The following is a 26,636-nucleotide window of genomic DNA, read 5'->3' as shown; positions in this document are numbered from 1 at the left end:
GGTGGCTCAGGAGGCCGGCGCCGCTGCGGCCTTCGCCGACGCGGCGAGCAGGCGTCGTACGGCGAGGGCGGCGGCTCGGCCGGCCCGGCTCGCGCCGATCGTGCTCGCGGACGGGCCGTAGCCGACCAGCTGGACGCGCTCGTCACGGGCGGCGGTGACGGCGGTCTGGACGTCGGACCCGCCGGGCAGCAGGGCGATCCCGCCGTGGCTGCTGCGCAGCCGCAGCGGTGCCAGGTGGTCGACGGCCGGGCGGAAGCCGGTCGCCCACAGGATCACGTCGACGCGTTCGAAGTCCCCGGCCCCTGACTCGAAGTCCCCGGCCCCTGAAACGGTCCCTGAGCCTGTCGAAGGGCCGGTCACCGGCGCCCAGCGCACCCCGTCTGGCTCGATCCGGGCGAACATCGGCCGGCGGTCGTACGCCCCGAGGCTCTCGGCGAGCCGCTCCTGGGGGCGCAGCGCCAGCCCGGTCACGCTCACCACGCTCGCCGGTGGCAGACCCTCGCGGACCCGCTCGAGCACCTTGGCCACGGCACCTCGGCCGTCGAAGCCCTCGCCGTCGGTGCCGTCGCGCTCGACCCAGACCGGCTCGTGGCGGGTGACCCACAGCGTGTCGGTGACTGGGGCGAGCTCACCCAGGAACTGGACCGCCGAGGCTCCCCCGCCGACGACCAGGACCCGCTTGCCGGCGAAGTGCGCGGCGCCCGGGTAGTCGTGGGTGTGCAGCTGCTCGCCGAGGAAGGTCTCGCCGCCCGGGTAGTACGGTACGAAGGGGCGCGTCCACGTACCGGTCGCGTTGACCAGGGTGCGGGTCAGCCAGGTGCGCTCCCCTGCGTGCACGGCGAGCAGATCGCCCTCCGACGTCACCCCATCGACCTTCACCGGCCGCTCCACCGGCAGCCCCTGGTCGGCCTCGTAGGACGCGAACCAGTCGGCGATCACCTGGTTGGCGCGAGCGCGCGAGCCGCTCGGCGCCGGCGCATCAGGCAGGTCGGCGACACCGTGCACGTCGGCCATCGTCAGAGAGTCCCAGCGGTGCTGCCAGGCGCCGCCCGGGCGGGCGTCGGCGTCGAGGACGACGTGCTCGATGCCGCGCCGCTTCAGGTGGTACGACGTCGACAGGCCGGCCTGGCCGGCCCCGATGACGATCGCGTCGTGGAGGTGCACGTCCCCCTCAACGCGGGACCGGCCGGCCGCATGCCCGGTCAGCGCGTGAGGATCGTCGCGTCGTCGATCCGGCCCAGCTTGTGCGGGTTGCGGACAGCGAAGAACCGGGCGATCCGGCCGTCCACGATCTCCGCGCTGATCGTCGAGACCCCGACCGGGTCGGGCCCGTCCATCCGCAGCGCGGGCGCGCCGTTGATCCAGACGATCCGCAGCTCGGTGCCGGCCGAGAAGCGCGGGTACTTGCTGAGGAAGGCGACGATCTTCTTCGCGCCCTGGATCGGGACGCGCACCGCCTGGGCGAAGCCGCCGCCGTCGGCGATGAGCACCACGTCGGGAGCCAGCACGTCCATCAGCGCCTGCACGTCCCCGCCCTGCAGCGCCGCGACGAATCGCTCCATCACGGCCCGCTGCTCGCCCCGGTCCACGACCACCCGCGGCCGGCGGGCCGCGACGTGCGAGCGCGCCCGGTGCGCGACCTGGCGTACGGCCGACGGCGTCTTGTCGACGGCGCCGGCGATCTCCTCGTACGGCACGTCGAAGACCTCCCGCAGCACGAAGACCGCCCGCTCGGTCGGCGTGAGCGTCTCCAGCACGGTCAGCATCGCCAGCGAGATGCTCTCGGCGAGCTCCACGTCCTCGGCGACGTCCGGCGCGGTCAGCAGCGGCTCGGGCAGCCACTCGCCGACGTACTCCTCCTTGCGCCGCGCCATCGTGCGCAGCCGGTTGAGCGACTGCCGCGTGACGGTGCGGACGAGGTAGGCCCGCGGGTCGAGCACGTCGTCACGGGCCGCCGGGCTGAGACCGTCCCAGCGCAGCCAGCTCTCCTGCACGACGTCCTCGGCATCGGCCGCCGAGCCGAGCATCTCGTAGGCCACGGTGAAGAGCAGGCTGCGGTGTCGGACGAACGGATCGTCGCTCATGCCCGGGACGCTACCCGCTACGCCCGCCGAGCTTGCGCCGTCCCGAGCTTGTCGAGGGGTCGAGGCGCCTCGACAAGCTCGGCGGACGGAGGGCTGAGCGGGAGCAGGCCGCATGCGGCGGCGAAGCCCTCGGACTCGATGCCGAGCGCGACGTTGCCGCGGGTGGTGAGGTTGGCGAAGCCGATCACGTTGGTCAGCTCGACGACCGCGGCCGGCCCGAGCTGGCGCAGCAGGCTGGCGACCATCGCGTCGGTGACGGTGAGCGGCGTGGTGGTCATCGCCTCGGCGTACTCCAGAACCTCCCGCTCCAGGCTGGTGAAGACGTCGGACTCGCGCCAGCGCGGGATCTCGCGAGCCTTCTCCAGATCGAGGCCCGCGTCGCGAGCCATGAAGTAGTTGAAGTCCAGGCACCAGGTGCAGCCGACGAAGGACGCGACCGCCATGTGGGCGTACGTCTTGAGCTGCTCGTCGCAGGCGTCCCACTTCTTCAGCTTCTGGCCGAAGCCCATCGAGGCCTTGAGCACGGGCACGTTGTGCCACATCACGCCGAGGGACTCCGGGACCGAGCCGAACATGCGGCGCGAGAACATCTTCACCAGGGCGCCGTACGGTCCGGTGATCTGCGTGGCGGGGACTCGGGTGGTCATGTCATTTCTCCTTCTTCGATGCCTTCAAGGGGGTTGATGACATCCAGACACCGGCCGATCGCAGGATGTGACACGCGGGCGGATATTCTGCGTAACCGTGGCTGACGCAGCGTTCCGGTACTCCGACCTCCTTCCGATCGGCGAGGACACCACGCCGTACCGGCTGATCACCAAGGAAGGCGTCTCGACCGTCACGGTCGACGGCCAGACCTTCCTGAAGGTGGACCCGGAGGCGATCCGCCGGCTCACCTACGAGGCGATCCACGACATCCAGCACTACCTGCGCCCAGCCCACCTGCGGCAGCTCCGCAAGATCATCGACGACCCGGAGGCCTCGGGCAACGACCGCTTCGTGGCGCTCGACCTGCTCAAGAACGTCAACATCTCCGCCGGCGGCGTGCTGCCGATGTGCCAGGACACCGGCACCGCGATCGTGATGGGCAAGAAGGCCGAGGGCGTGCTGACCGGCGTCGACGACGCCGAGGTCATCTCCCAGGGCGTGTACGACGCCTACACCAAGCTCAACCTGCGCTACTCGCAGCTCGCTCCGATCACCACCTACGACGAGAAGCCGACCGGCAACAACCTGCCGGCGCAGATCGAGCTCTACTCGACGCCGTCCTCGGCGGACACTGCTGACGGGCACGGCCCCGAATACAAGTTCCTCTTCATGGCCAAGGGTGGCGGCTCGGCCAACAAGTCCTTCCTCTACCAGGAGACGAAGGCGATCCTGAACCCGAAGCGGATCCTGGAGTTCCTCGACGAGAAGCTCAAGTCGCTCGGCACGGCCGCCTGTCCCCCGTACCACCTCGCGATCGTCATCGGCGGTACGTCGGCGGAGTTCGCGCTGAAGACCGCCAAGTACGCCTCCGCGCACTACCTCGACAACCTGCCGACCTCCGGCGACATCTCCGGTCACGGCTTCCGCGACCTGGAGCTGGAGGAGGAGGTCTTCAAGCTGACCCAGTCCTTCGGCATCGGCGCGCAGTTCGGCGGCAAGTACTTCTGCCACGACGTCCGCGTCGTCCGTCTCCCCCGTCACGGCGCCTCGTGCCCGGTCGCGATCGCCGTCTCCTGCTCGGCCGACCGCCAGGCGCTGGGCAAGATCACCGCCGAGGGCGTCTTCCTCGAGCAGCTCGAGACCGACCCGGCCCACTACATGCCCGACGCGGGCGTCGCCGAGGACATCGCCTCCGGCGAGGTCGTCTCGATCGACCTCAACCAGCCGATGGCAAAGATCCTCAGCACGCTCTCCCAGCTGCCGGTGAAGACCCGTCTCTCCCTGACCGGCCCGCTCGTGGTGGCGCGCGACATCGCGCACGCCAAGATCAAGGAGCGCCTGGACGCCGGCGAGGAGATGCCGCAGTACCTCAAGGACCACCCGGTCTACTACGCCGGCCCGGCGAAGACGCCGGACGGGATGGCGTCGGGCTCCTTCGGCCCGACCACGGCCGGCCGGATGGACTCCTACGTGGAGCAGTTCCAGGCCGCCGGCGGCTCGATGGTGATGCTGGCGAAGGGGAACCGCTCCAAGGTCGTGACGGAGGCCTGCCACAGCCACGGCGGCTTCTACCTCGGCTCGATCGGCGGCCCCGCTGCCCGCCTCGCCCAGGACTGCATCAAGTCCGTCGAGGTGATCGAGTACGAGGAGCTCGGCATGGAGGCGGTCTGGAAGATCGAGGTCGAGGACTTCCCGGCCTTCATCGTCGTCGACGACAAGGGCAACGACTTCTTCCAGGACCCGAGCGGCACCGTCACCGTCCCGCTCAGCGGAATCCGGGTCCGCTCCCGCGAGCGCTGATCGACGTCGTGCGCCTCAGCGAGGCGCCCGCGCCTCGCAGGTGCACGACTCCTACGGCTTCATATCGTTGTCGCGCCGGTTCTCCGGCGGGACGGCGCCCGGGCCGCTGCCTCGCGTGTCCGCGTCGCCCGACTCGCCGTCGGGCGCACCCGTCGTCGCGTCCTCCGGGCTGATCGGGTTCTCGGCGTCGTCCTCGTCGAGGCGCTGCACCTCGCTGACCTGGCCCTCGCTCTGCTCGCTCATGCCGGTCAGGTAGCCCGCACCGCACCGCGGCACACGTCCGGGAAGTCCGGGCTGGAAGACTGGGCTGGAAGACTGGGCTGGAACACTGGGCCCGTGGACGAGGTGGCGCGCAGCGAGTCGGCGAGCGGTGAGCTGGTGCTGCGGCGCCGCGAGGACGGCTCACTGGAGCTGAGGGCCAACGGCGTCTTCGTGATGGACACCGTCGAGACCTCGACCGAGCGGGAGCTGGCCACCCGTGCGCTCGAGCTGCACGACCACCCCGAGACCATCCTGATCGGCGGCCTGGGTCTGGGCTTCACCCTCGCCGCCACCCTGGCCGACCCGCGGGTGCGGGCGGTGACGGTCGTCGAGATCGAGCCGGCCCTGGTCGGATGGATGAACGACGGCACCGTCCCGTACGGCCCGGAGCTGCTCGCCGACCCCCGCGTCACGATCCTCGTGGCCGACGTCGCCGTGGCGCTGCGCGAGGCGCCGCCCTCGGAGTACGACCTGGTCCTGCTCGACGTCGACAACGGCCCCGGCTACCTGGTCCACGATGCCAACGCGGACCTCTACGAGGCGCCCTCGCTCGAGGAGGCGCAGCGTGCGACCCGGCCGGGCGGCATGGTCGTGGTGTGGAGCGCCGCCGAGTCACCCGAGCTGCTGGCCACGATGGGCCGGGTGTTCGGCCCCTGGCGGATGGCCGAGGTCTCCTACGACGTCGACCTGCAGGGCCGTGCGGAGACCTATCTCCTGTACGTCGGTCACGTCTAGAGCGTCCCGGTCGCGAGCCGCTCGATGTGCCGATCGACCCCTTCCATAGAACACGTTCTATAGGGTGGCGTCATGAGCGACCTGGTCTTCTTCCGCCGTACGCCCGACGGCTTCGAGCCGACGCCGATCGCGGCCGGGCTCTGGTCCCCCGACACCATCCACGGCGTCGCGGCGAGCGGGCTGCTGGCGAAGGCGATGGAGGAGGAGCTGGGCGCCGGCGACCTGATCCCGGCGCGATATCACGTGGATCTCTTCCGGCCGGCACGGATGGTCACGACGTACGTCCGGGTGCGGACCGTGCGGCGCGGGCCACGGCTGGCGCTGCTGGACGCCGACCTGGTCCAGGCCGATCCCTCGGGCGAACCGGGCGCTGAGATGGTCTGCTCGCGGGCTTCGGCGACCTTCCTGATGCCGACGTCGTCGACGACCGGCGACGTCTGGGGCAGCCACGATCGCGGCACTCCCCCGCCGCTGGAGTGGGCGCCGGAGACCGATGAGCCGCACGTGCCGTGGTTCCGCAGCAAGGCCGGCTGGTCGCAGACGTTCAGCGATCACCAGAACGCCGGCCGGCACGCGACCTGGCAGACCGCCCTGCCGACCGTGGCCGGGGAGCAGATGACGCCGTTCCAGGCGGTGGCCTCGATCGCGGATGCCACCAGCATGGTGACCAACTGGGGTGCCGGCGGGATCGAGTACATCAACACCGACATCAGCCTCGCGCTCTCCCGGCTGCCGCAGGGCGTCCAGGTCGGGCTGCGCACGGTCGACCACGTCTCGGTCGACGGCCTCGCGGTCGGCACCGCCGAGGTGTTCGACCGAGGCGGCACGATCGGCACGGCCACGGTCACCGCACTGGCCAACACGCACCGCACCGTCGATCTCTCGCACGAGGGCGTCGACCCCACCACCCGGGCCTAGGCTCGCCGGCTCGGCGGATTGGGTCAGGCATAAGCCGGGTACGTTCGGTGCTATGCCCAGCGTGAACGATCTGAGTGGTGACCAAGACTTCCGCATCGAGCACGACAGCATGGGTGAGGTGCGGGTTCCGGCGGACGCGCTGTGGGCGGCGCAGACCCAGCGCGCCGTGGAGAACTTCCCGATCTCCGGCACCCCGATCGAGCCGGCCCTGATCCACGCGATCGGGCACGTGAAGGCCGCTGCCGCGACGATCAACGCCGAGCTCAGCGTCCTCACCCCGGAGCGGGCGCACGCGATCGTGGCCGCGGCCGACGAGGTCGCCGAGGGGCGCCACGACGACGCGTTCCCCATCGACGTCTTCCAGACCGGATCGGGCACCTCGTCGAACATGAACGCCAACGAGGTGATCGCCGCCCTGGTGGCGCGCGCCGGCGGAGCGGCGGTGCACCCCAACGACCACGTCAACGCCTCGCAATCCTCGAACGACACCTTCCCGACCGCGATCCACGTCGCCGCCGCACTGGCCGTGACCGAGCAGCTGCTGCCCGCGGTCGACCGGCTGACCAGCGCGTTCGACGCCAAGGCGGTCGAGTTCGCCGACCTGGTGAAGGCGGGCCGCACCCACCTGATGGACGCCACCCCGGTCACCCTCGGCCAGGAGTTCGGGGGGTACGCCGCCACGCTCGGCTACGCGGCCGAGCGGCTCACCTCCGTGCTGCCGCGCGTGCGCGAGCTGCCGCTGGGCGGTACCGCCGTCGGCACCGGGATCAACACGCCCGCCGGCTTCCCGCAGGCCGTGATCGCCGAGCTGTCGCGCCGTACCGGACAGCCCTTCACCGAGGCCCGCAACCACTTCGAGGCCCAGAGCACGCGAGACTCGCTCGTCGAGCTCTCCGGCGTCCTGCGCACGATCGCCGTCGGCCTGATCAAGATCAACAACGACCTGCGCTGGATGTCCTCGGGACCGACCGCGGGGCTCGCCGAGATCCACCTGCCCGACCTGCAGCCGGGCTCCTCGATCATGCCCGGCAAGGTGAACCCGGTGCTGCCCGAGGCGACCCTGATGGTCGCCTTCCAGGTGATCGGCAACGACGCCGCCGTGGCCGTCGCCGGGGCGTCCGGCTCGTTCGAGCTCAACGTCGCGATGCCGGTGATCGCCCGCAATCTGCTCGAGTCGATCCGGCTGCTCTCGACCTCGATGACCGTCCTGGCCGAGCGCACCGTCGATGGCATCAGCGCCAACGTCGCGCGGATGCGCGCGTACGCGGAGTCCTCCCCCTCGATCGTCACGCCGCTCAACAAGTACGTCGGCTACGAGGCCGCCGCGAAGATCGCCAAGCAGGCACTCGCCGACGGGGCCACCATCCGTGAGACCGTGCTACAGCTCGGCTACGTCGACCGGGGCGAGATCACCCTCGAACAGCTGGATGCGGCCCTCGATGTGGAGTCGATGACGCACCCCTGAGCCGAGACGTCACTTCTCGCGGGTCGAGAGGTCACTTGTTGCGGGTCGAGAGGTCAGCTCACGGCACCGGTCGCGGCTGCGGCACCGCCCGCCGCGGCAGCCGCGGTCGTCGCCGCCATCGCGGCCTGCACCGCGTCGCGTACGCCGGCGGCCGCCCAGTTGCCCTCGGCGATCTGCTTGGCGCGGCGCTTCACCTCACGGGCCGGCGTGCTCTCGCGGTCGATGCTCTTATGCACCCGGTCGAGCGCGAACAGCAGCGCGATCAGCGCGGCCGTACGGTCGTCGGGATCCTGCCCGCGGATGAGGGCCAGCGTCATCGACCGCCTGACCTCCTCCTCGCGCTGGGTGTCGCGCACCGGCCAGCGCTCGCGCGGGAACAGCCCCAGCACCCGGCTGGAGCGGTGCTCGAGGACGCCGCGCGCGGCGAGCCGCTCGCAGAGCACCGGCTGGAGGTCCTTGCCGAGCCGGCTGACCAGGTCCTGCGCGCTGCGCGGCTTCGAGGCGACGCTCGCGAGTGCGGCCGCGAGCAGCTCGTCGTCCGGGGCGGGTGCGCCGGGCACGACCGCCACCTTGGCCGTACGGAACACCCGACGGTCGCCGACGCTCACGCACCCGCCCGTCGCGAGCTCGACCAGCAGCGCACCCCCGAGCCCGGGGCGCATGAAGGTGGTCTGGTTCGCGCCGCTCTCGTCGTCGAGCAGCAGCAGGAGCAGGTCCTCCGCGATGAGCACGCCCTCAGGCTAGCGCCGAGCAGGCGGACTCGGTCTCGATACGCGCACCGAGCTGCGACCTGCGGTGCCCGGTGCGTGCGATCGCAAGGCGGAGGGCCGAAGTCGGCCTTCGAGCGAAGCGGGCCGTCGAGGCCCGACAACGCCGCGAGCGTGCGTGCCGGGTGCCGCAGACGGTCTCGATACGCGCCGTCACGGCCTCAGAGGCTCGGCCGTGGGCGCTACTCGACCACCGACGATCCGGTCCGCTGACGCGTCCCGGATCAGTACCAGTTGTAGGACTCGGAGTGACCCCAGGCGCCGCAGGGGCTGCCGTAGCGGTCCTGGATGTAGCCCAGGCCCCACTTGATCTGGGTCTCGGCGTTGTCCTGCCAGTCGGCACCGGCGGAGGCCATCTTGGAGCCGGGCAGGGACTGCGGGATGCCGTACGCGCCGGAGGGGTTGGCCGCATGCACGTTCCAGCCGGACTCGCGGTTCCAGAGGTTCACCAGGCAGCTGAACTGGTCGCCGCTCCACCCGTAGGAGGCGAGCAGCGCCGAGGCGATCGCCTTCGGGTCGCCGGTGGAGCCGAGGTCCTCGGTCTGCACGACGGCGCGGGCGGCGGTGCCGGCGGCGAGGCCGAGAGCGGCCTTCTTGGTCGGGTCGACCGCGTCGCGGCTCTCGGAGCGGGAGACGGTGTCACGGCGCGCGGCGATGTCGGCCGCGGCACTCTGCGAGACCTCGGACTCGGGGGCCGGGGTGCTCTGGGCCGCGGAGACCGGGTTGGCGATGTCCTCGGCCATCGAGACCGACGGCGTGCCGCCGGCGATGGCGAGCCCGCCGCCCACGACCAGACCGGTGCCACCGACCGCGAGTGCCGAGAGGACCAGCGTCTTCTTCAGCGCCTTCTTGGGCGCCTCGACGAGGGGTCGCTCGACGGCTCCCCGATGCTTCGGGGTGTAGGCGGCGTGCTTCGACAAGGTCTCGTTCTCTGGGTCGGGGGCCAGGGTCGCGCGTCGTCTTGGGGGTCAGACAACTCGGAACACAGTGCATGACTGGACAAGTGGATGCAAACCCAACCACGCCGGTACGGCCCAAATACGGGACCTCTGGCGCCACTGCAGTCACAGCAGCACCAGAGGTCCCGGGCGATTGGGTCTTGACAGGTCAAATGACGACGGACTCCAGCATCTCGGTGACCAGCGCGGCGATCGGCGAGCGCTCCGAGCGGGTCAGGGTGACGTGCGCGAACAGCGGATGGCCCTTGAGCTTCTCCACCACCGCGACGACGCCGTCGTGCCGACCGACCCGCAGGTTGTCGCGCTGCGCGACGTCGTGGGTGAGCACCACCTTGGAGTTCGCACCGATCCGGGAGAGGACGGTCAGGAGCACGTTGCGCTCCAGCGACTGGGCCTCGTCGACGATCACGTACGAGTCGTGCAGCGAGCGCCCGCGGATGTGGGTGAGCGGGAGCACCTCCAGCATCCCCCGGTCGAGGATCTCGTCGATCACGTCCTGCGAGGTGACGGCGCCGAGGGTGTCGAACACCGCCTGACCCCAGGGGCCCATCTTCTCGGCCTCGGTGCCGGGCAGGTAGCCGAGCTCCTGGCCACCGACCGCGAAGAGCGGGCGGAAGATGACGACCTTCTTGTGCTGACGGCGCTCCATCACGGCCTCGAGGCCGGCGCAGAGCGCGAGCGCCGACTTGCCGGTGCCGGCCCGGCCGCCGAGGGAGACGATGCCGACCTCCGGGTCGAGCAGCATCTCGAGGGCGATGCGCTGCTCGGCGGAGCGACCGTGCAGGCCGAACGCCTCGCGGTCGCCGCGGACCAGGTGGATCTGCTTGTCGGGTCCGACCCGGCCCAGCGCGGTGCCGCGATCCGAGAGCAGGACGAGACCGGTGTGGCAGGGGTACTCGCGGGCGGCGTCGTGGTCGATCACGCCGTCGTCGTACAGCTCGTCGAGGTCGGCGGCGCTGACGTCGAGCTCGGCCATGCCGGAGTAGCCCGGGTCGGAGTCGCTGATCGTCTCGCCGCGGTACTCCTCGGCGTTGAGCCCGACGGCCGAGGCCTTGATCCGCATCGGCAGGTCCTTGGAGACCACCGTGACGTCGAAGCCCTCGGTCGAGAGGTTGTACGCGACCGCCAGGATGCGGGTGTCGTTGTCGCCCAGGCGGAAGCCGGAGGGCAGCGTCGAGGAGTCGGTGTGGTTGAGCTCGACGCGGATCGTGCCGCCGTCCTCGCCGATCGGCACGGCCTGATCGAGGTGGCCGTGAGCGACGCGCAGGGCGTCGAGCTGGCGCAGGGCCGTACGGGCGAAGTAGCCGAGCTCCGGGTGGTGGCGCTTGGCCTCCAGCTCCGTGATCACGACGACGGGGAGGACCACCTCGTGCTCGGCGAACCGCTTCAGCGCCCCGGGATCGGAGAGCAGCACGCTGGTGTCGAGGACGTAGGTCTTGACCGGAGACTTCCCGCTCGTGGTGGCGGTCTTGCGGGCGGTCTCGGTCGAAGCGGTCTGGTTGGGCACGGCGCTTACCCCTTACGAACCCAGACGCGCACTCGGCGCCCCGGTCCTAGTTGTCGCTTACGGACCGGGCGACCCGAAGGCCGGAGTGCCGACCTCCCACACCCGAGCACGGCGTGTGCCGGGTGATGTAGTCGTGAGTGCTCACGAACGGGCCTCCTGGTGCAGCGGGCTTCCCCACCCGCTGTTGTCTTCGACGGTACGACCGGTACCCGAAGGATCAGCGCAACACGCCGCCGCGGGAATGTGAACAGTCTGTTTCGCGCGTCCCAGCAGTCCCAGGGATCGCTAGCGCCCCATCCTGCGCTCGCGTTGCGAGTAGGCCCGCAGGGCCCGCAGGAAGTCGACCTTGCGGAACTCCGGCCAGTAGGCCTCGCAGAAGTAGAACTCCGACTTGGCGCTCTGCCACAGCAGGAAGCCGCCGAGGCGCTGCTCCCCGCTGGTGCGGATGACCAGGTCGGGGTCGGGCTGGCCGGCGGTGTAGAGGTGGTCGGCGATGTGCTCGACGTCGAGGATCTGGGCGAGCTCCTCCAGCGAGGTGCCCTTGGCGGCGTGCTCCTGCAGCAGCCCTCGTACGGCATCGGCGATCTCGCGGCGACCGCCGTAGCCGACGGCGACGTTGACCAGCATCCCCTCGACGTCGCGGGTCGCGTCCGCGGCGGTGCGCAGCCGGTCGGCCACCGCCTCCGGGAGCAGGTCGAGGGCGCCCACCGGATGGATCCGCCAGCGGCGCTGGTCGGCGAGGGAGTCGACGGCCTCGGTGATGATCTGGAGCAGCGGCTCGAGCTCGGCGGCGGGCCGATTGAGGTTGTCGGTGGAGAGCAGCCACAGCGTGACGACCTCGACGCCGACCTCCTCGCACCAGGTCAGCAGCGGCTCGATGTTCGCGGCGCCGGCGCGGTGGCCGTGCGCGGTGTCGCGACCCACGGCCTTGGCCCAGCGGCGGTTGCCGTCGAGCATCACGCCGATGTGCTGCGGCAGCTTCTCGTTGGCGAGGGTGCTCTGGAGCCGCGCCTCGTACGCCGGGTAGAAGACCCGTCGTACGCCTTCCTTCCAATCAGCCACCCACTAAGGCTATCGGGGATCACCCTTTCCGGGGTTGCCTGCGGGTTGGCCCGGACGGGTACCGTCAGGGCATGAGTGAGACGTCCGACAACGCGCGCCCAGGTCTCGGCACCGTCGCCGGCTCGATCACCGGTCAGATCGCGGAGACGATCTCGGAGAAGGTCGCCGAGATCAAGCCCAAGCTGCGCGGCTGGCTGCACCTCGCGACGGCACCCCTGGTGCTCGCCGCAGGCATCGTGCTGATCGCCCTCTCCCCCACCCGCGCGGCCGCGATCGGCGCCGTCGTCTACACGCTGGCTGCGCTGACGCTCTTCACCGTCTCGGCGGTCTACCACCGCGGCAACGGCTACTGGTCACCCCGCGTCTACAGCATGCTGAAGCGCTGGGACCACGCCAACATCATGGTGATGATCGCCGGCTCGTACACGCCGTTCTCGCTGCTCCTGCTGCACGGCACGTCCCGCTGGGTGCTGCTCTCGGTGGTGTGGGCCGGCGCGATCGGCGGTGTGTTCTTCCGGGTGTTCTGGACCGATGCCCCGCGCTGGCTCTACGTCCCCCTCTACATCGCGCTCGGCTGGGCCGCGATCTTCTTCATCCCCGGGTTCTTCCACGGCGCCGAGGCGCTGGGCGTCGGGGTCGGCGTCGCGATCTTCACCCTGATCTGCGTCGGCGGCGCTCTGTACACGTTCGGCGGAGTGGTCTACGGCTTCAAGCGGCCCAACCCCTGGCCACGGACCTTCGGATTCCACGAGGTGTTCCACGCGTTCACCATCCTGGCCTTCGCCGCGCACTACACCGGCGTGTCGCTCGCGACGTACGCGCTGCGCTGAGGCTCGGCCGGTGGCCAAAGTGTCACCGTGATAGATCCGAACTGTCACCGTGATAGTTCGCGGCTCGAGTGACATCTTGAACTGTCACTCGAGGCGCAAAGTGTCACGGTGACACTTTGCGGATACTGAGGGCGCGCAGTCGGTCCCCTGGGTGGGTGGGCGCGGTCAGCTCCGCCTGCCGCCGGCAGGGGTAACACGATGTCCACGTGGGTAGCAGCCCGCTGCGTCACCGTGCTACCTCCGTGGACATCGTGTTACCCCTCGCAGCGGCCGCGTCAGACCACCCCGCTCCGGTCGTGGATGGGGCGCCGCGCCAAGCACCGGGAGACCTCCGAGACCGACGCCGACGATCGATCCGTCCTGCGTCAGGCTCCCAGGTCCGCAGGGTCGGTGACCGGACGCTCGCAGACGAACCCACGGCAGACGTACGCGGCGGGCTGGCCGCCGACAGCGGTGCGCCCCTCGAGCAGCGGGATCCCGTCGACCGGACCGTCGGCGACGATGACGACCGCTCCGGGGCGCTTGCGAGCAGCGACAGCGAGTGCCTCACGCGCTGCACCACCCGGTCCGACGACGGCGATCTCCTCGGGGCCGCCCGCCATCGCGGCAGCCGCGGCGAGCGACCAGCCCGCGAAGCGCGGAGCCTGGGCCGCCGGTGGCGCAACCGTGGCGAGCGCCTCCTCGGCGGCCTGCCGGTAGCGCCCCTCACCGGTCAGCGCGTGCGCGGTGATGAGTGCGTGGATGATCGCCGAGGTGCCGGACGGTGAGGCGTTGTCGCCCGGGTCGCGCGGGCGCGTCACCAGCGTCTCGGCGTCGGCGGCGGTGTCGAAGAAGCCGCCATCGTCGGCGCGGAAGCGAGCGAGTGCGTCGTCGATGAGCCCGGTGGCGGCGTGCAGCCAGCGCGGGTCGGCGCTTGCCTGGACGAGGCTGAGGAAGCCGCTCGCCACACACCCCAGGTCCTCCAGGACGGCCGCGTGCCGCCCGGCGATGCCGTCGCGGCTGATCCTCAGCAGGCGTCCGCTCTCGTCACGGTGCAGCGTGTCGAGGAGGTCGGCAGCAGCGACCGCGGCATCGAGGTAGCGCGGCTCGTCGAGTGCCAGCGCGGCGTCGACCAGCCCGGCGATCGCCAGGCCGTTCCAGGCGGCGACGACCTTGTCGTCACGAGCGGGGCGCAGCCGCTGCTCGCGTACGTCGAACAGTCGCGCCCGGACCTCGGCCAACCGGCGCTGCTCCTCGGCGGGCGGCTGGTGGCGCAGCTGCAGGGTGGAGGTCCCGTGCTCGAACGTCCCCGCCTCGGTGACACCGAACGTCTCGGCCGCCCAGGCAGCGCGATCGACGCCGAGCGCCTCGTTCAGCTGTGCCGGGGTCCAGGCGTAGAAGGCACCCTCGACGTGCCTGCCGGCACCGTCGTCGGAGTCGGCGTCGAGCGCGGAGGCGAACCCACCCTCGGCGGTGCCGAGCTCCCGGATCATCCACTCGGCGGTCTCGCGCGCGACCCGCTCCCCCAGCGCACCGCCGACGCGGGCGTAGAGGCCGAGCAGCTGCGCGTTGTCGTACAGCATCTTCTCGAAGTGCGGCACCACCCAGCCCCGGTCGACGCTGTAGCGCGCGAACCCGCCGCCGAGCTGGTCGTAGATCCCGCCGCCGGCCATTGCCGCGAGCGTGCGGTGCAGCATGTGGCGCGCTCGGTCCCCGTCGACCCGCCGCAGGAACTCCAGCACCATCGACGGCGGGAACTTCGGCGCCCCTCCGAACCCGCCGGCCATCGGGTCGAACTCCCCCGCCAGCTTCTCCACGGCCGCCGCGACGTCGATCTCCCCCGCACCCCCGGAGGTCGAGCCGCCCCCGGAGGTCGAGCTGTCCCCGGAGGTCGAGCTGTCCCCGGAGGTCGAGCTTGTCGAGACCAAGTGCGCCCGTACGTTCGCAGCCACGCTCGCGATCTCGTCCCGCCGCTCGCTCCACGCCTCCGACAGCGCTTGGAGGACCTGGGTGAAGGCCGGCTGCCCGTGCCGCGGCTGGTCCGGGAAGTAGGTGCCGGCGAAGAACGGGTTGCCCTCGTGGTCGAGCACGCACGTCATCGGCCACCCGCCCTGCCCCGTCATCGCGGTGGTCGCGGCCATGTAGACCGCATCCACATCCGGCCGCTCCTCCCGGTCGACCTTGATGTTGACGAAGTGCTCGTTCATGTACGCCGCCGTCGCCTCATCCTCGAACGACTCGTGCGCCATCACGTGGCACCAGTGACATGCGGCGTATCCAACGCTCAAAATGACGGGGACGTCGCGCCGCTTCGCCTCCTCGAAGGCAGCGGGCTCCCACTCCCACCACTCGACGGGGTTGTCGGCGTGCTGGAGGAGGTACGGCGAGGTCGCAGACGCGAGTCGGTTAGCCACGCCTCCACGCTAGTCGCGGGGCCTAGCTGGTAGCGGCATGTCCCCGAGCCTCGCTGGTCGAGCTTGTCGAGACCCGTCCAGCCTAGGAGGGCGGCCGCGCTCATGAGGCCGACTCGGCTGGCCCCGGCAACGAGAGGAGCGCCCGATGGCACCCATTGGCTGGCGTGTGCTGCATGACGCCTGGGGTCAGGCAAGGGATCTCGGTGAGGACCGGGGCGCCGGCTGGCGAGGGCGAGCCCTGAAGCGTGTGCTGCGTCGCGCCACCTCCGAGAGGGAGGCGCGCAAGATCTTCTCTCGGGCCGAGTGGCCGCTCGACACCGAATCAGAAGCGCCGGCCGGGGCGGGCGTACGGGCTTCACGGACGATCAAGGCACTCTCCGATGCCTTCTTGAAGGACAAAAAGGATCGCGGCAAGGCGCCGCGCACGATGGAAGCCCGTGAGTCGCGAGCCAGGGCACACATCGTGCCCACCATCGGCGATGTCCCCGTGGCGAAGTGGCGCCTCGAGCACAGCCGCCAGGTCATGGAGCAGGGCGGGCGGACGATCTTCTCCGACCGCGGCCGCGAGGACTTGCGCACCCAGATGGCCGCGATGCGCAAGCTCGCCTGGCGCCTCGGCTGGCTCGACCGCTCGATCGATCCGCTCGACGGGCTGGAGCTGGGCAAGGCGACGGTGCTGCAGGGGGCGACCGAGCACTACGTCGATCCGCGACTGCATCCGGAGACGCGGCAAGTCAACGCAGTGGCTCATGCCGCCGACGTATTGTGCGGACCGGACGGGAGCGAACCGCTGCTGACCCGACACCCCATGCTCGGGACGAAGATCCGTGTCGCCGCCTTCGGCGGGCTGCGACTCGGCGAGCAGAACGGGCTGCGTGCGGTCGACGTCTTCTTCGAGCGCGGGTACGTCCAGGTCAACGGCTCCTGGATCACCCCTCGCGGCGCACCCGGCTTCCGCGGCCCGGTGAAGAACCACGTCATCCACGAGGTCCCACTCCCCCAGTCGCTGCTGCGCGACGAGCTGATGCCGCGCGTCGCGGTTCTGTTGGGGATCCCTGCCGACTCTCCGCTGCAGCGGGTGATCAACGCCCAGGAGGAGGAGCGGCAACGCCGGGTCAACCTCGCCCGTCGCTCTGGCGATCGGACGCTGACGTGGTGGAACTACCCGATCCCACCGCTCGAGGAGCACTGGATCTTCGAGGACACCGTCACCGGACTCCCGATGCGCCCCGAGATGCACAACGACCGCTGGCACCGCATCCGCCGATGGGTTGACGAGAACGACCCCGAGAACGCCTGGCCCCGCACGATCGTCTACCGCAACCTCCGCCACCATGCCGCGACGAGGTGGTTCCACGAGGAGCTCGGGGAACCCTGGGAGGTCGTCGCCCAGTACCTCGGCGACAAGCTCACCACCGTCCTGAACCACTACGTCCGCGCCGGCGAGGACGCCCTCCGCGACTCGGTGAGCAAGCTCAAACGTCTGTGATCGTCAGAGAGTCGAAGTGTCGCCACCTGGGAGGTCCTCAAGAATCGAGTTGACCCGCCGTTCGAGATCAATCTCGCCACGCTCACCCATGAGGTTCATCAGCGCTCGCGCGTCTGCGTGTAGGTGCGAGTCAGATGTTCTCAGGGCCGCGGCGATCACGGGCGCCAAGGAATGCGTCCGTAGGTCATAGTTGTCGCGGGCCGACGTCTCGTCGGGGGCTAGGAGCATCGTTAGAGCGTCGAGGGCGAGCCGGGGGCTCTCGCCTGCGGCAGCAGCGAGCTGCTCGCCAATCATCCCGTTCGTGTTCAGTTCGCCATCCAGCTCCAGTGCCTCCACCAGTCTGGGTAGCCACCACGAAGGAGAGAACTTCTCACTGCGGATGAACCAGTAGAAGTCTTTGAGTTCGGCCTTGTCCTCCGGGCGTGCCTTGACGTGACGAACCCTCTCGTCCCAGAGGCCAGCTAGCCGGTCACGGATAGCATCGTCAACTACCTCGGCGTGCATGAACGACCACGCCGTGTGCCCGATCGCATCTCCGCGAGTTTCGGGTTCAGCTCGCGTGTAGAACGCCGTCCGAAGCGGATCATCGTCGGCCGCGTGTCCTCGAATGATCGACTCGATCACCCACTGGCCGATCCGTTGCTGCGCAGATACATCGTTGCCCCACCCGATCGCGATCTCATCGGTGCTGTCGAGTGCGGCGATCATCGGCTCCGAGAGAAGTCGATAGAGATCGGGGTGGTAGTAGTGCATGGCAATCGCCGTCGTCATCGCGATCTGCTGGTTTCTGTCGAGTGCCGAGCGTGTGCCGAAGTATGTGGTGATGTTCTCTACGAGCCAATCGTGAGCATGATTGAAGAGTCGTCCAAGACCCTCCCCGAGAACTGCCCGCGACGCTCCTCGGGGGTCCTCCAGTTCGAGCTGTTCGCGGAGCGCTTCGAGCGATCTGGCATGCCAGGGACGGCCTTCGCCGAGGCCAACGAGGTTGACCAGTCCCCGTAGCATGATGGGCCACTTCCAGTTCAGCGAGACCATGAGCGGATCCCATCCGGAATCCTCTCCGACCGTGGCGACGTACTCATCCCACGCGGCAGTTCCGGATGCGGCCGTCAAGAGGTAGTTCGCCACTTGGCTCAGTTGCTCCTCGGGAAGCGTCGCAGCCGGAGCCTTTGCCGCCAAGTGGGCGAGGAATCGGATCGCAACCTTCTTGGCCTCGGTGAAGTCGGGATCGTCGTCGAAGCGCCCGCCCTCAACTGGGAAAACGGACTCATCGGAGTGATCGAGGATGTCGCCGATGAGAATCAGCACCTGCTCCCAGGGAAGCGGAAGTTCTGCCTTGAGTGCGCCTTCCCAGCCGGCGAGGACGGCCCTCAGGTAGGTCGGGCGCAAGCGTCGGACGAGGTCCCGCTGCCCATCCAGTGCCTGCGGGTTGCTAGTGATGACTGCCTCAAGCACCCTCGCCTGTCCCTCATGGGAAGGCTCGGGACCCCAGCCATCCCCCTCGTCGTGCCAGCCTTCCAGCTGCGCAACGAGTTCCATCGGCGCCAGGGCTGCCATTTCCTCCTGAGGGATTGGGCTGTTCGGGCCGGTCCACCCGGAGGTCTGGAATGTGGGTCGCGTCGGGTCATCGACGATGCCATCTTCAGCATCTAGCACGTCCAGTTGCTCCTGGAGCACAATCGGAAGGAGGTCGCGCCCAATACCGGCCAACACGCGGTGGCGCCATTGCCTGTCCCACTGTGCAATCTGGTTTTTGACCTCGACGTCCGACTCACCTTGCTCACCAAGGTTGCGCGCGATTCGCGCTGCGGCGTGCTCGGTGACATGACCCGATGCCAGCACACCTTCAAGTGCGTCAAGCTCGGCATGAGAAACGGCACCAAGCGCGCGGAGGAGCCTGATGAAGTCCGAGGCGGCAAGTTGCTCGCGGGACGTGGGGTCCACCATGAGTTCTCGCGCGACCGAGATCAGGTCAGTGTTTACAGTCTCGGCAGCCGCCTGGCGCTCAAGGACTTCCGCAACCGCGAAGAGCGAGATGCGTCGCACAATGAGGATCGGATTCATGTTGAGAACCGCCCACGCCGCCAACGGATCGTTCTCGAAGTGCTGGATCGCCGCGTCGCGCACGGCGTCGATCAGTGCATCCTGAACCTCGTGATATGAGTTCCGCCTCCGGGCGATCTCAGAGCGCCCAAAACCGCTGTGGTCGTAGTCTTCTCCGATGCTTCGTTCGTGCTCTTCAAAGAGGGCGAGCCAGGGAAGGATGGTCTTCAACGCCTTGTCCCCAAGGGCACGGGCCACCCTCGGAAGCTCGCGCGAATACCAATGCGCCTTCAACTCCGTAACGGGGTCACCATTGGCCCCATTGTCCTGGGTTGGCCGAAACAATTTGTTGGCAAACGAAACGCCGAACTTCGTCTCACCGCCTTCCAACAGGTTGACGGCGAACGACACGAGATCCCGAGGGTCAGTACGCCACCCGTAGCCGCTGTCCTCCCAGCCATCTACAACCGGCTTCAGTTTGGCTGCGACGGCCGAGGGCATACGCGAGCCAGCAGAGAATGCGATTCTCCGGACCCAGGAGTTACTGCTGCCGGCAAGAGCGACAAGAACGTCCGCAACCTCGCCCGGAACATGCTCCGCCATCGCATCCAGATAGCTAGCTTCTGGCCAGTATCGCTCGCGAACGATGCCGTCGCTTCCGACCTCAGGTTCGGGCGGGCCGCTGAAGGCCCCGGCATCAGCGAGCGGCTTGACCCAAAGCGGATTCTTGAGCCCTTCGTAGAAAGCTCTGCGGAGTTGGAAGGACGTCAACCTGCGCAGCGCCGCCTGGACTTGCTCTGCCGTCGGAGCCTGATACTCAGTCATCGTTTTCGCTTCCCTCGCGGACCTGATTGGCCTCTGCAAGCAAGTCCTCGATTGCGTGCAAGCTGTCGAAGAACTCAGCCCTGATGCCGTCCATAAGGGCCTCGGCCAGTTCGATCCGCTGCCTCAGGTCATCATCCGATGGGATCAACTCAGGATCGCTCTGCTCGTCGTGGAGGTGCGCCCACTTCACGAAGTAGTCATTGATAGTCCTCCAGTCACGGACTACCGGATGCTTGGTGTTCCCGTCATCAGTGAGCAGGGCAGCTGCATTGGCCGCTACCCGACCGTCCTCCGCAACGGCAGCCTTGACCAGCTCATCAAGGAGAACCGCCAACTCTTGCGGGACGGGGACGTTCTCAACCTCTTGGCGGAGATCGAGGTTCGGAAAGCGCGCGGCGAGCGCAGGCAACTTGCGTACATGTGTCGAACTCCTCGGACCTCCACCCCCAGTCCCCACGATCCCGAGGGCACCCGGGAGTCGATTCATGATTTCGCGCATCGAGTGGCAGATGTGCGAGACGCGTGTCCGCTCATCGCCCGGCCTTGGGGCGCTCGCGAGCAGCTCACGAGCAGCCCGGTACATGCTCGCCAGGTCTGGGCGCTTCTCCTCCAGCCAGTCGGTGATCCGCGCTTGGCGATCTTCGGACGTCGACACGGATCCACTCACGTCTCATGGCCGGCCCCTAGTTCAGCGGCCACCCTCGCCGCGAACTCAGGGTCGGCATGGATGCGGGCCACGACGTCGTCGGCGATCCTGTCCACATCGAGCGGTCCGTCAAGCTCAACTGAGATGCCTGCCGGGAAAGCGGGCTCAAGACGTGGGCCGTCGTAGACGCTCTCGCCGTTGTCGCCATATGAGGTCAGCACGTGGTCGAAGACGAGCTGGACCTTGGTCGTGAAGATGTCCGGCGTGTAGGGGGCTTCGGGGAGACCTGCGTCTAGGACCCGCCGGATGGTGCTGTCGACGTCGTTGGTGACGTCGACCTTGCGACGCCAGTCCTGGACGAGCTTCTCGTGGAGATGCTTCAGAAGTGTCTTCGCACTGGCTCTTACGACTTCTCGCTCTTCCTCCGTGAGTGCAGGCTCCGGTTGCGTGAGCAAGTCGTAGATCGCGAGCTCCTCCTCGGTCATGCCCTCGCGAACGGCCCGCTCCTCCTCGCTGGTCAGCGTGCCCGACAACGCGATCAGCCGGCGGAGGTACTCGTCGATGTTGACGCTGCCGTCGTTGTAGTCGGCGATCAGTTTCTCGATGCGCTCGACCAACTCGTAGCGGGTGGGGTTCCGCTGCGCAGCGGCGATCGCCTGCGACTTCAGCAACTGGGCGAGGCGGTCGGTCTCTGCCCGTTTGCGACCGGCGAACTTCGCTGCCAGACCATCGAAGTCGATCAGCGAGAGGTCGATGAGCGGATCCGGCTGAGTTCCTTCGGCAGCGGCACGGATCACGTACTCCTCCGCGCCGACAGAGCGGTCGAGCAGAGCGTCGACGGCATCCGCGACCGCCGAGATGTCCGGCTGGGGCGGTCGCGTGACTTCGAGGATCCGCTCGTGGAGGACGCGGATCGCCGCAACCGTCCGCTGCTGCGCTGCGGCCTGCGGGTTCGGGAGCAACGCCTTGAAGAGCTTGCGAACCTGCCGCGCCTTCACGGTGAAGTCGTTGCGCGTCTCCTCATCGACCAGCAGCGCTTCGACTGCCGCATTGCGCTTCGCGATGTGGGCGAACCCTTCGGCGTCGCGCAGATCGATCAGGTCCACCCCGACCTCGGCGCAGAAGGCGATCAACTCCGCGACTGCGGCTTCGAGCTCCCCGGCAAGAGCATCGATGACCTCGATCGGCTGAGTGCCCGAGCTTGCGGCGCCATAGATGGCGAGGGCCTTCTCCAAGTTCCTGAACACACCCACGTAGTCGACGATCAGGCCGTTGTCCTTCTCAGGGAAGACACGGTTCGCGCGCGCGATCGTCTGCATCAGGGTGTGGTTCTTCATCGGCCGGTCGAGGTACACGGTCGACACCGACGGCGCATCGAAGCCGGTCATCCACATCGCGCAGACAAAGACCAGCCGCAGCGGGTCCTTCGGTTCCTTGAACTTCTCGGCCAGGTCTTCTCGGATCATTCGCTCGCGGTGCGGGCGGATGTCAAGGCCCTGGTCGTCGAGCATCTTCAGCTCGTTCTGGCTCTGCGAGACGACCACCGCCATGTCGGTGGTCTCCATGAGTTCGATCCGCGACGCGATCCACGGACGCTCCAACTCGGGCAACGCATCGTGTTGCGCACGCAGCTCGGCGAGGTGTTCGGCCCACGCCGCCCGGACGAGGTTGTACATCCGTACGGCGGCAGCTTTGTCGAGACCGACGTACATCGCCTTGCCGGAGAACCCGCGGCCGACGAAGTGCGCGACAAGATCCTTGGCGATCGTCTTGAGTCGCTCCGGCCGGGTGAGCAGCGTGTACTGCGTGCCGAACTCACGGGCCAGGGCACCCTCGGCGTCCTCGTCCACCTCGGCGGCCTCGAGCAGCGCGTCGAGCTCGTCGGAGAAGCTTTCGTTGACGAGCTGCATCTCGGGGATGCGGTTCTCGTAGTAGAGCGGGACCGTTGCGCCGTCCTCGATAGCGTCGCGGAAGTTGTAGATGCTGACGTACTCGCCGAACTGCTCGCGGGTCGCTTGCTCCTCCCCCGCGATCAGCGGGGTCCCGGTGAAGCCCATCATCGAGGCGTTGGGCAGGGCCCGACGCATGTTCAAGGCGAGCGTGTCGTACTGGCTGCGGTGCGCCTCGTCGGTGATGACGATGACGTCCGAACGATCAGAGAGGATCGGCATCTCGCGCTCGCCGGCAGCCTTCGACGGCTGGAACTTCTGGATCAGCGTGAAGACATAGCGGTGGTCCGCAGCGAGCAGTTCGCGTAGGTGCGCGATGGACTCGGCGTGGACCCGCGTCTCCTGCGGGATGGCACCTGCGTCTGCGAACTCTCCGTGGAGCTGGGTGTCGAGCTCGGTGCGGTCGGTCACCATGACGAACGTCCACTTGCCCGCGACCTGTCGCAGCACCTTCTGCGTGAACCAGAGCATCGAGAGCGACTTGCCCGACCCCTGGGTGTGCCAGAAGACGCCGAGGCGCTTGTCCTGCTCGGCTAGCGCACGGTGCAGATTGTCGATCGCGGCGTTGACGCCCACGTACTGGTGGGAGCGCGCGACGTTCTTGATCAAGCCGCCCGGGCGCTCCAGATAGGCGACGAAGTTCTCAAAGAGATCCAGCAAGATCGCGGGGTCGCATGTCCCTCGCAGTGCCGTCTCCAGCCCAACGGCACCGCGTGTGCCAGCAGCGTCGATGACCTTCCAGTCCCCGAAGAACTCCCACGGCGAGTAGGTCGATCCGACGTTCGCCTCATCGCCGTTGGAGAGCAGAACAAAGCAGTTGGGGATGAACAACTGCGGGATGGTGTCGCGGTAGTCGGTCAGGTTGTCGTCGTAGGCAGACTTGACCGGCACACCCGGTTCCTTGAACTCCATCAGGACCAGCGGCACACCGTTGACGAACAGAGCGACATCGAGGCGGCGGCTATGCAGGTTGCCTTTGACCCACATTTGCTGCACGGCGAGGAGGTCGTTGTTCGCAGGGTCCGTGAGGTCGAGGTAGCGCAGGGTTGCGATCTGCTTGTCCCCGTTGTCGTCAGTCCACTCAGCTTGGTAGCCGTCGCGCAGCAGGTCATAGACCTCCCGGTTGGCGCGGACGCGATCCATGATCGACCGGTCCTTGGTGAGGGCCTCGATCGCCTCGTTGATCGAAGCATCGGGCACGTCGATCGAGTTGATCTTGCGCATCGCGAATCGCAGCCGATGCGTGAGTACGACGTCGCGCTGCGAGTCTCGGCCCAGCGTCCCTTGCGCCCCAAGGATCTCTTGGAAGGCGTCCACGCAGGTCCAGCCGAGCTCGGCGAGCAGCTCCATACTCGGCTTCTCGACGAAGAGATACTCGGGGCCGGCAGGTGCCATCACGCCACCCACCCGTCAACCAGAGCGTCGAGATCGAGCGCCGAGACGTCGATCTGCCCTCCCACCAACTTTGGTAGCAGGCGGTCTCGAATGGCCGACAGGCGGCCTGATTGGTCACGCAAGCGAGCAATCAGCTCGAACATTGGGGCCACAGCCGAGTCCCATTGCTCAATCACGGGTGCCGGAGGACAGAGTGCGGGCAGGGCGTGAACAACCTTCCTGTCCAACGTGGGAACCGCTGCCCCTGACGCTGCACGTTTGAGATCCAGGTCCTGTAAGACGAAGTAGGCATACCGCGGAGTCGCAAGACGAAATTCCTTGATCCAGAGCGCGGTGTTGAGTGGCCAGTAATCGTCTGGCACGTATGTCACGACGCCCACGGTCCCGCTTCGCCCCGTTGTCACACCCGGCCCCGCCGCTCTTGCGGAACTGTGGCTGCCCTGCGGGCCGGACGCACCAATGATCGGAATCGGACCCGACTCACGCGATCGCTGCGGCAGATCGAAGCCGCGCTGCAGAACAAGGAGTGAGTCAACCCTGCCAAGTTCCCAGCCTGCGGGGATCGGTCCTTGGGCGGAGTCGCCCAGCGGGACGGCCTGATGACCGGGGTAGCGGAACTTTACGAACCACTCACGGTATGTGGCACGCGCCATCTCCTCCAGCACCTCGACCCGCCGCCGGTTGTTCTCGATCAGCTCATCGAAGGCATCGAGGACCGCCGCGACTCTGGCTTGAACGGGGCGAGGAGGGAGGTTGAGCTCGAAGTGTTCAAGGAACGGCTTCCACTTGAAGTTCGTAATGCCCGTCGACTGGACTTGGTAGGCATCGAGCCTGCCGTCCGAGTACGCCGCTTGGAGACAGCGGAAGACGAAATTGGGCAGTGCGTGACCCGGGTCGATGCGGATGAGCTTGCAGAAGCTTGCACACATCGCAGGCTCGTCGAAGTTGGACAGGACACGATCTGTGATCTGGAGGGCTCGGCCGACGGGCTGCCCTTTGCTTCCTCCCGAGACCTCAAACACGATGTCACCCGGCCGTAGCACACGCGACGCGAGGTTGGACGCCTTGTGGAATCGTCGCGGAACTGTTGATCCGTCGCCGACCGCGACCCGTGGAATGTCCGTGCCTCGAATCACGTAGCCGACGCTTGCCGAGTCGGGCGCGGGCGCGTCGGTCCCCCATCCGCCGCCGATCTCGTAGGCCACAAGCTTCGAGAAGGTGGTCCTCATGCGTCGAGGATCCCTGTGACCGCAGCATCGACCTTCGCGCGTAGGTCTTCGGCTTCGTCGCTCAGGCGAGTGAACTCCTCAAAGAGTTCTTCGAGCTTCGCGGCGAAGTCTTCGTCGCCCTCGTCGACAGCCGCGGAGCCGGTGTAGCGGCCGGGATTGAGGCTCCAGTTCTGGGTTTCGATCTCGGCGCGAGTCGCGACCTTGCAGAGGCCCGGGACGTCGACGTACCTACCGTCGGGGAAATGTTCCTTGAGAAGTGACTCACTACCTGCGGTCGTCTCGACAGGCTCGCCTCGGTCGAGGCGAGCGATGTTGGCGAGGAACTCGATGTGCTCAGGTAGGAAGTCTCGGTGAGCGCGGTCGATCTGCCGGAAAATGTGGCGCGCGTCGATGAAGAGCACCGTGTCTTCGCGGTCGGAACCAACCTTGCCCTTGTCGAAGAACCAGAGCGTGACCGGCAGCGCGACGGTGTAGAAGAAGTTCGGGCCGATCGCCACCATCACATCAACTACGCCGGACTCGATGATCTGCTTCCGGATCTCCTTCTCGGAGTAGTCAGCGTCACAGGCTGAGTTCGCCATAACAAACCCCGCGCGACCGGTCGGCGTCAGGGCAGCGTGGAAGGCCTGGATCCACAGGTAGTTGGCGTTGTCGGCCCTGGGGATCAGGGGGTAGCGCTTGTCGCCAGCGAGCTGATCCTTCTTGACCTTGTCGACGTTGAACGGAGGGTTCGCCATCACGTAGTCGAACGCGCCGACGGCGTTGTGCGGGTCTTCGTAGTAGCTGTTGGCTTGGCGGATGTCGCCAGAGAGGCCATGAAGGGCGAGGTTCATCTTCGCCAGCGGGACGGTGTCCTCCGTCTTCTCCGCCCCGAAGACAGAGAGCTTGCGACTCGCAGACTCGTGGTGCCGCTCGACGAACTTCGCGCACTGCACGAACATGCCGCCCGAACCGCACGCCGGGTCGAAGACGCGCCCCTGGAACGGCTCAAGGATCTCGACGATCAGCCGGACAATCGAGTAGGGGGTGAAGTACTCACCGCCACCCTTGCCTTCCTGAGCGGCGAAGTTGGAGAGGAAGTCCTCGTAAATGAACCCGAAGGCGTCACCTTCTAGCTGGGTCGGCAGCGGAGCGAAGAGCCGGAGCAGCTCGACGAGGGTGTCCTTCTCGAGCTTCTGATAGCCCCGCGGGAGGATGTCCTTGAGCTCGGGGTTGGCTGTCTCGATCGCCTTGATCGCCTCATCGACGGCCTTGCCGATGTCCTGGCCCTCAGGGAGCGCGACGAGATGCGAGAGGCGGGACTCGTCGGGGACGTAGAGAACGGACTTCGCCTTGTAGTCGGCGACCGTCGCAGGGTTGCGGGCCGTCGCCTTCGCCTCGACCTCGGGGCGGACGCCCTCGAAGCGGTTCTCGGCGTACGCGAGGAAGACCAGACCGAGCACCGGGTCGCGGTACTGGACCGGCGTCAGCTTCGAGTTGGCACGGAGCTGGTCCGCCGCCTCCCACAGAGTTGCCCGAACCTTCGAGAGATCTGTTGCCTTCACAGACGAAGGCTATCGGCGGCCCCCGACGATTTCCGGGCAAAGGAACAAGACGCCAGTTGCGCTCACCCAGGCCTAACGGCTCCCCGC

20 protein-coding genes are annotated in these 26,636 nt (G+C 67.9%); 6 read left to right on the top strand and 14 right to left on the bottom strand.

Annotated features, from left to right (window positions below; translation table 11 throughout):
• Positions 1–6 precede the first annotated feature (6 nt).
• From ACZ5L9_RS10865 to ACZ5L9_RS10855, 3 genes are read right to left on the bottom strand one after another with little or no spacing between them, the layout of a single operon-like run.
• On the bottom strand, positions 7–1,164 hold the full coding sequence (locus tag ACZ5L9_RS10865) for an FAD-dependent oxidoreductase (RefSeq protein WP_464527527.1): 1,158 nt from the start codon (positions 1,162–1,164) through the stop codon (positions 7–9).
• A gap of 38 nt (positions 1,165–1,202) precedes the next feature.
• The gene (locus ACZ5L9_RS10860; protein ID WP_464527525.1) at positions 1,203–2,084 is read right to left on the bottom strand and encodes an RNA polymerase sigma-70 factor; all 882 of its coding nucleotides are present in this window, start codon (positions 2,082–2,084) and stop codon (positions 1,203–1,205) included.
• Between the two features lie 17 nt (positions 2,085–2,101).
• Entirely contained in the window at positions 2,102–2,731 is a 630-nt protein-coding gene (locus tag ACZ5L9_RS10855) for a carboxymuconolactone decarboxylase family protein (RefSeq protein ID WP_464527522.1), read from the bottom strand.
• A gap of 97 nt (positions 2,732–2,828) precedes the next feature.
• Between ACZ5L9_RS10855 and ACZ5L9_RS10850 the strand changes: the two genes are divergently transcribed.
• The gene (locus tag ACZ5L9_RS10850) at positions 2,829–4,532 is read left to right on the top strand and encodes a fumarate hydratase (RefSeq protein ID WP_464527520.1); all 1,704 of its coding nucleotides are present in this window, start codon (positions 2,829–2,831) and stop codon (positions 4,530–4,532) included.
• A 51-nt stretch (positions 4,533–4,583) separates the two neighbouring features.
• Here ACZ5L9_RS10850 and ACZ5L9_RS10845 read toward each other — a convergent pair whose 3' ends face one another.
• Positions 4,584–4,775, bottom strand: a complete 192-nt coding sequence (locus tag ACZ5L9_RS10845; RefSeq protein ID WP_464527518.1) for a hypothetical protein — start codon at positions 4,773–4,775, stop codon at positions 4,584–4,586.
• Between the two features lie 93 nt (positions 4,776–4,868).
• Here ACZ5L9_RS10845 and ACZ5L9_RS10840 point away from each other — a divergent pair, with 93 nt between their 5' ends.
• The 3 genes from ACZ5L9_RS10840 to ACZ5L9_RS10830 all read left to right on the top strand — a co-directional run bounded on the left by ACZ5L9_RS10840 (position 4,869) and on the right by ACZ5L9_RS10830 (position 7,911).
• Positions 4,869–5,528: a spermidine synthase gene (locus tag ACZ5L9_RS10840; RefSeq protein ID WP_464527516.1), complete on the top strand. Its 660-nt coding sequence runs from the start codon at positions 4,869–4,871 to the stop codon at positions 5,526–5,528.
• 72 nt (positions 5,529–5,600) lie between these two features.
• Entirely contained in the window at positions 5,601–6,446 is an 846-nt protein-coding gene (locus ACZ5L9_RS10835) for an acyl-CoA thioesterase domain-containing protein (RefSeq protein ID WP_464527514.1), read from the top strand.
• A 52-nt stretch (positions 6,447–6,498) separates the two neighbouring features.
• Positions 6,499–7,911, top strand: coding sequence for a class II fumarate hydratase (locus ACZ5L9_RS10830; RefSeq protein ID WP_464527512.1), 1,413 nt, complete (start codon positions 6,499–6,501; stop codon positions 7,909–7,911).
• A gap of 53 nt (positions 7,912–7,964) precedes the next feature.
• Here the strand turns inward: ACZ5L9_RS10830 and ACZ5L9_RS10825 are convergent, their stop codons facing one another.
• The 4 genes from ACZ5L9_RS10825 to ACZ5L9_RS10810 form a co-directional block, all read right to left on the bottom strand.
• A complete protein-coding gene (locus ACZ5L9_RS10825; protein ID WP_464527510.1) occupies positions 7,965–8,642 on the bottom strand; it encodes a GOLPH3/VPS74 family protein in 678 nt (225 codons plus the stop codon).
• Between the two features lie 260 nt (positions 8,643–8,902).
• Complete coding sequence (locus ACZ5L9_RS10820; RefSeq protein WP_464527508.1) at positions 8,903–9,598, bottom strand: aggregation-promoting factor C-terminal-like domain-containing protein; 696 nt, start codon at positions 9,596–9,598, stop codon at positions 8,903–8,905.
• A 187-nt stretch (positions 9,599–9,785) separates the two neighbouring features.
• Positions 9,786–11,144, bottom strand: a complete 1,359-nt coding sequence (locus tag ACZ5L9_RS10815; protein ID WP_464527506.1) for a PhoH family protein — start codon at positions 11,142–11,144, stop codon at positions 9,786–9,788.
• A 285-nt stretch (positions 11,145–11,429) separates the two neighbouring features.
• The gene (locus ACZ5L9_RS10810; protein ID WP_464527504.1) at positions 11,430–12,206 is read right to left on the bottom strand and encodes an isoprenyl transferase; all 777 of its coding nucleotides are present in this window, start codon (positions 12,204–12,206) and stop codon (positions 11,430–11,432) included.
• Between the two features lie 71 nt (positions 12,207–12,277).
• Here ACZ5L9_RS10810 and trhA point away from each other — a divergent pair, with 71 nt between their 5' ends.
• Positions 12,278–13,036, top strand: a complete 759-nt coding sequence (gene trhA / locus ACZ5L9_RS10805) for a PAQR family membrane homeostasis protein TrhA (RefSeq protein ID WP_464527502.1) — start codon at positions 12,278–12,280, stop codon at positions 13,034–13,036.
• Positions 13,037–13,401: 365 nt separating this feature from the next.
• Here the strand turns inward: trhA and ACZ5L9_RS10800 are convergent, their stop codons facing one another.
• Positions 13,402–15,429: a thioredoxin domain-containing protein gene (locus ACZ5L9_RS10800; RefSeq protein WP_464527501.1), complete on the bottom strand. Its 2,028-nt coding sequence runs from the start codon at positions 15,427–15,429 to the stop codon at positions 13,402–13,404.
• 145 nt (positions 15,430–15,574) lie between these two features.
• Here ACZ5L9_RS10800 and ACZ5L9_RS10795 point away from each other — a divergent pair, with 145 nt between their 5' ends.
• A complete protein-coding gene (locus ACZ5L9_RS10795) occupies positions 15,575–16,918 on the top strand; it encodes a hypothetical protein (protein WP_464527499.1) in 1,344 nt (447 codons plus the stop codon).
• Between the two features lie 3 nt (positions 16,919–16,921).
• Here the strand turns inward: ACZ5L9_RS10795 and ACZ5L9_RS10790 are convergent, their stop codons facing one another.
• The 5 genes from ACZ5L9_RS10790 to ACZ5L9_RS10770 are packed head-to-tail and all read right to left on the bottom strand — an operon-like array spanning position 16,922 to position 26,549.
• Complete coding sequence (locus ACZ5L9_RS10790; RefSeq protein WP_464527498.1) at positions 16,922–19,786, bottom strand: hypothetical protein; 2,865 nt, start codon at positions 19,784–19,786, stop codon at positions 16,922–16,924.
• Positions 19,779–20,441 carry a hypothetical protein gene (locus tag ACZ5L9_RS10785; protein WP_464527497.1) on the bottom strand — a complete coding sequence of 221 codons (663 nt, stop codon included), beginning with the start codon at positions 20,439–20,441 and terminating at the stop codon, positions 19,779–19,781. Before ACZ5L9_RS10785 ends, ACZ5L9_RS10790 begins: the two co-directional genes overlap by 8 nt.
• A gap of 8 nt (positions 20,442–20,449) precedes the next feature.
• Positions 20,450–23,776: a type I restriction endonuclease subunit R gene (locus tag ACZ5L9_RS10780; protein WP_464536849.1), complete on the bottom strand. Its 3,327-nt coding sequence runs from the start codon at positions 23,774–23,776 to the stop codon at positions 20,450–20,452.
• The gene (locus ACZ5L9_RS10775) at positions 23,776–25,005 is read right to left on the bottom strand and encodes a restriction endonuclease subunit S (protein WP_464527496.1); all 1,230 of its coding nucleotides are present in this window, start codon (positions 25,003–25,005) and stop codon (positions 23,776–23,778) included. Before ACZ5L9_RS10775 ends, ACZ5L9_RS10780 begins: the two co-directional genes overlap by 1 nt.
• Entirely contained in the window at positions 25,002–26,549 is a 1,548-nt protein-coding gene (locus ACZ5L9_RS10770) for an N-6 DNA methylase (protein WP_464527494.1), read from the bottom strand. The genes ACZ5L9_RS10775 and ACZ5L9_RS10770 overlap by 4 nt, the downstream gene beginning before the upstream one ends.
• Positions 26,550–26,636: the final 87 nt, after the last annotated feature.

Source organism: Nocardioides sp. JCM 18998, assembly GCF_055391535.1.
The sequence above is the reverse complement of the archived record's forward strand: the minus strand, read 5'-3'. Positions and strand labels throughout refer to the sequence as shown.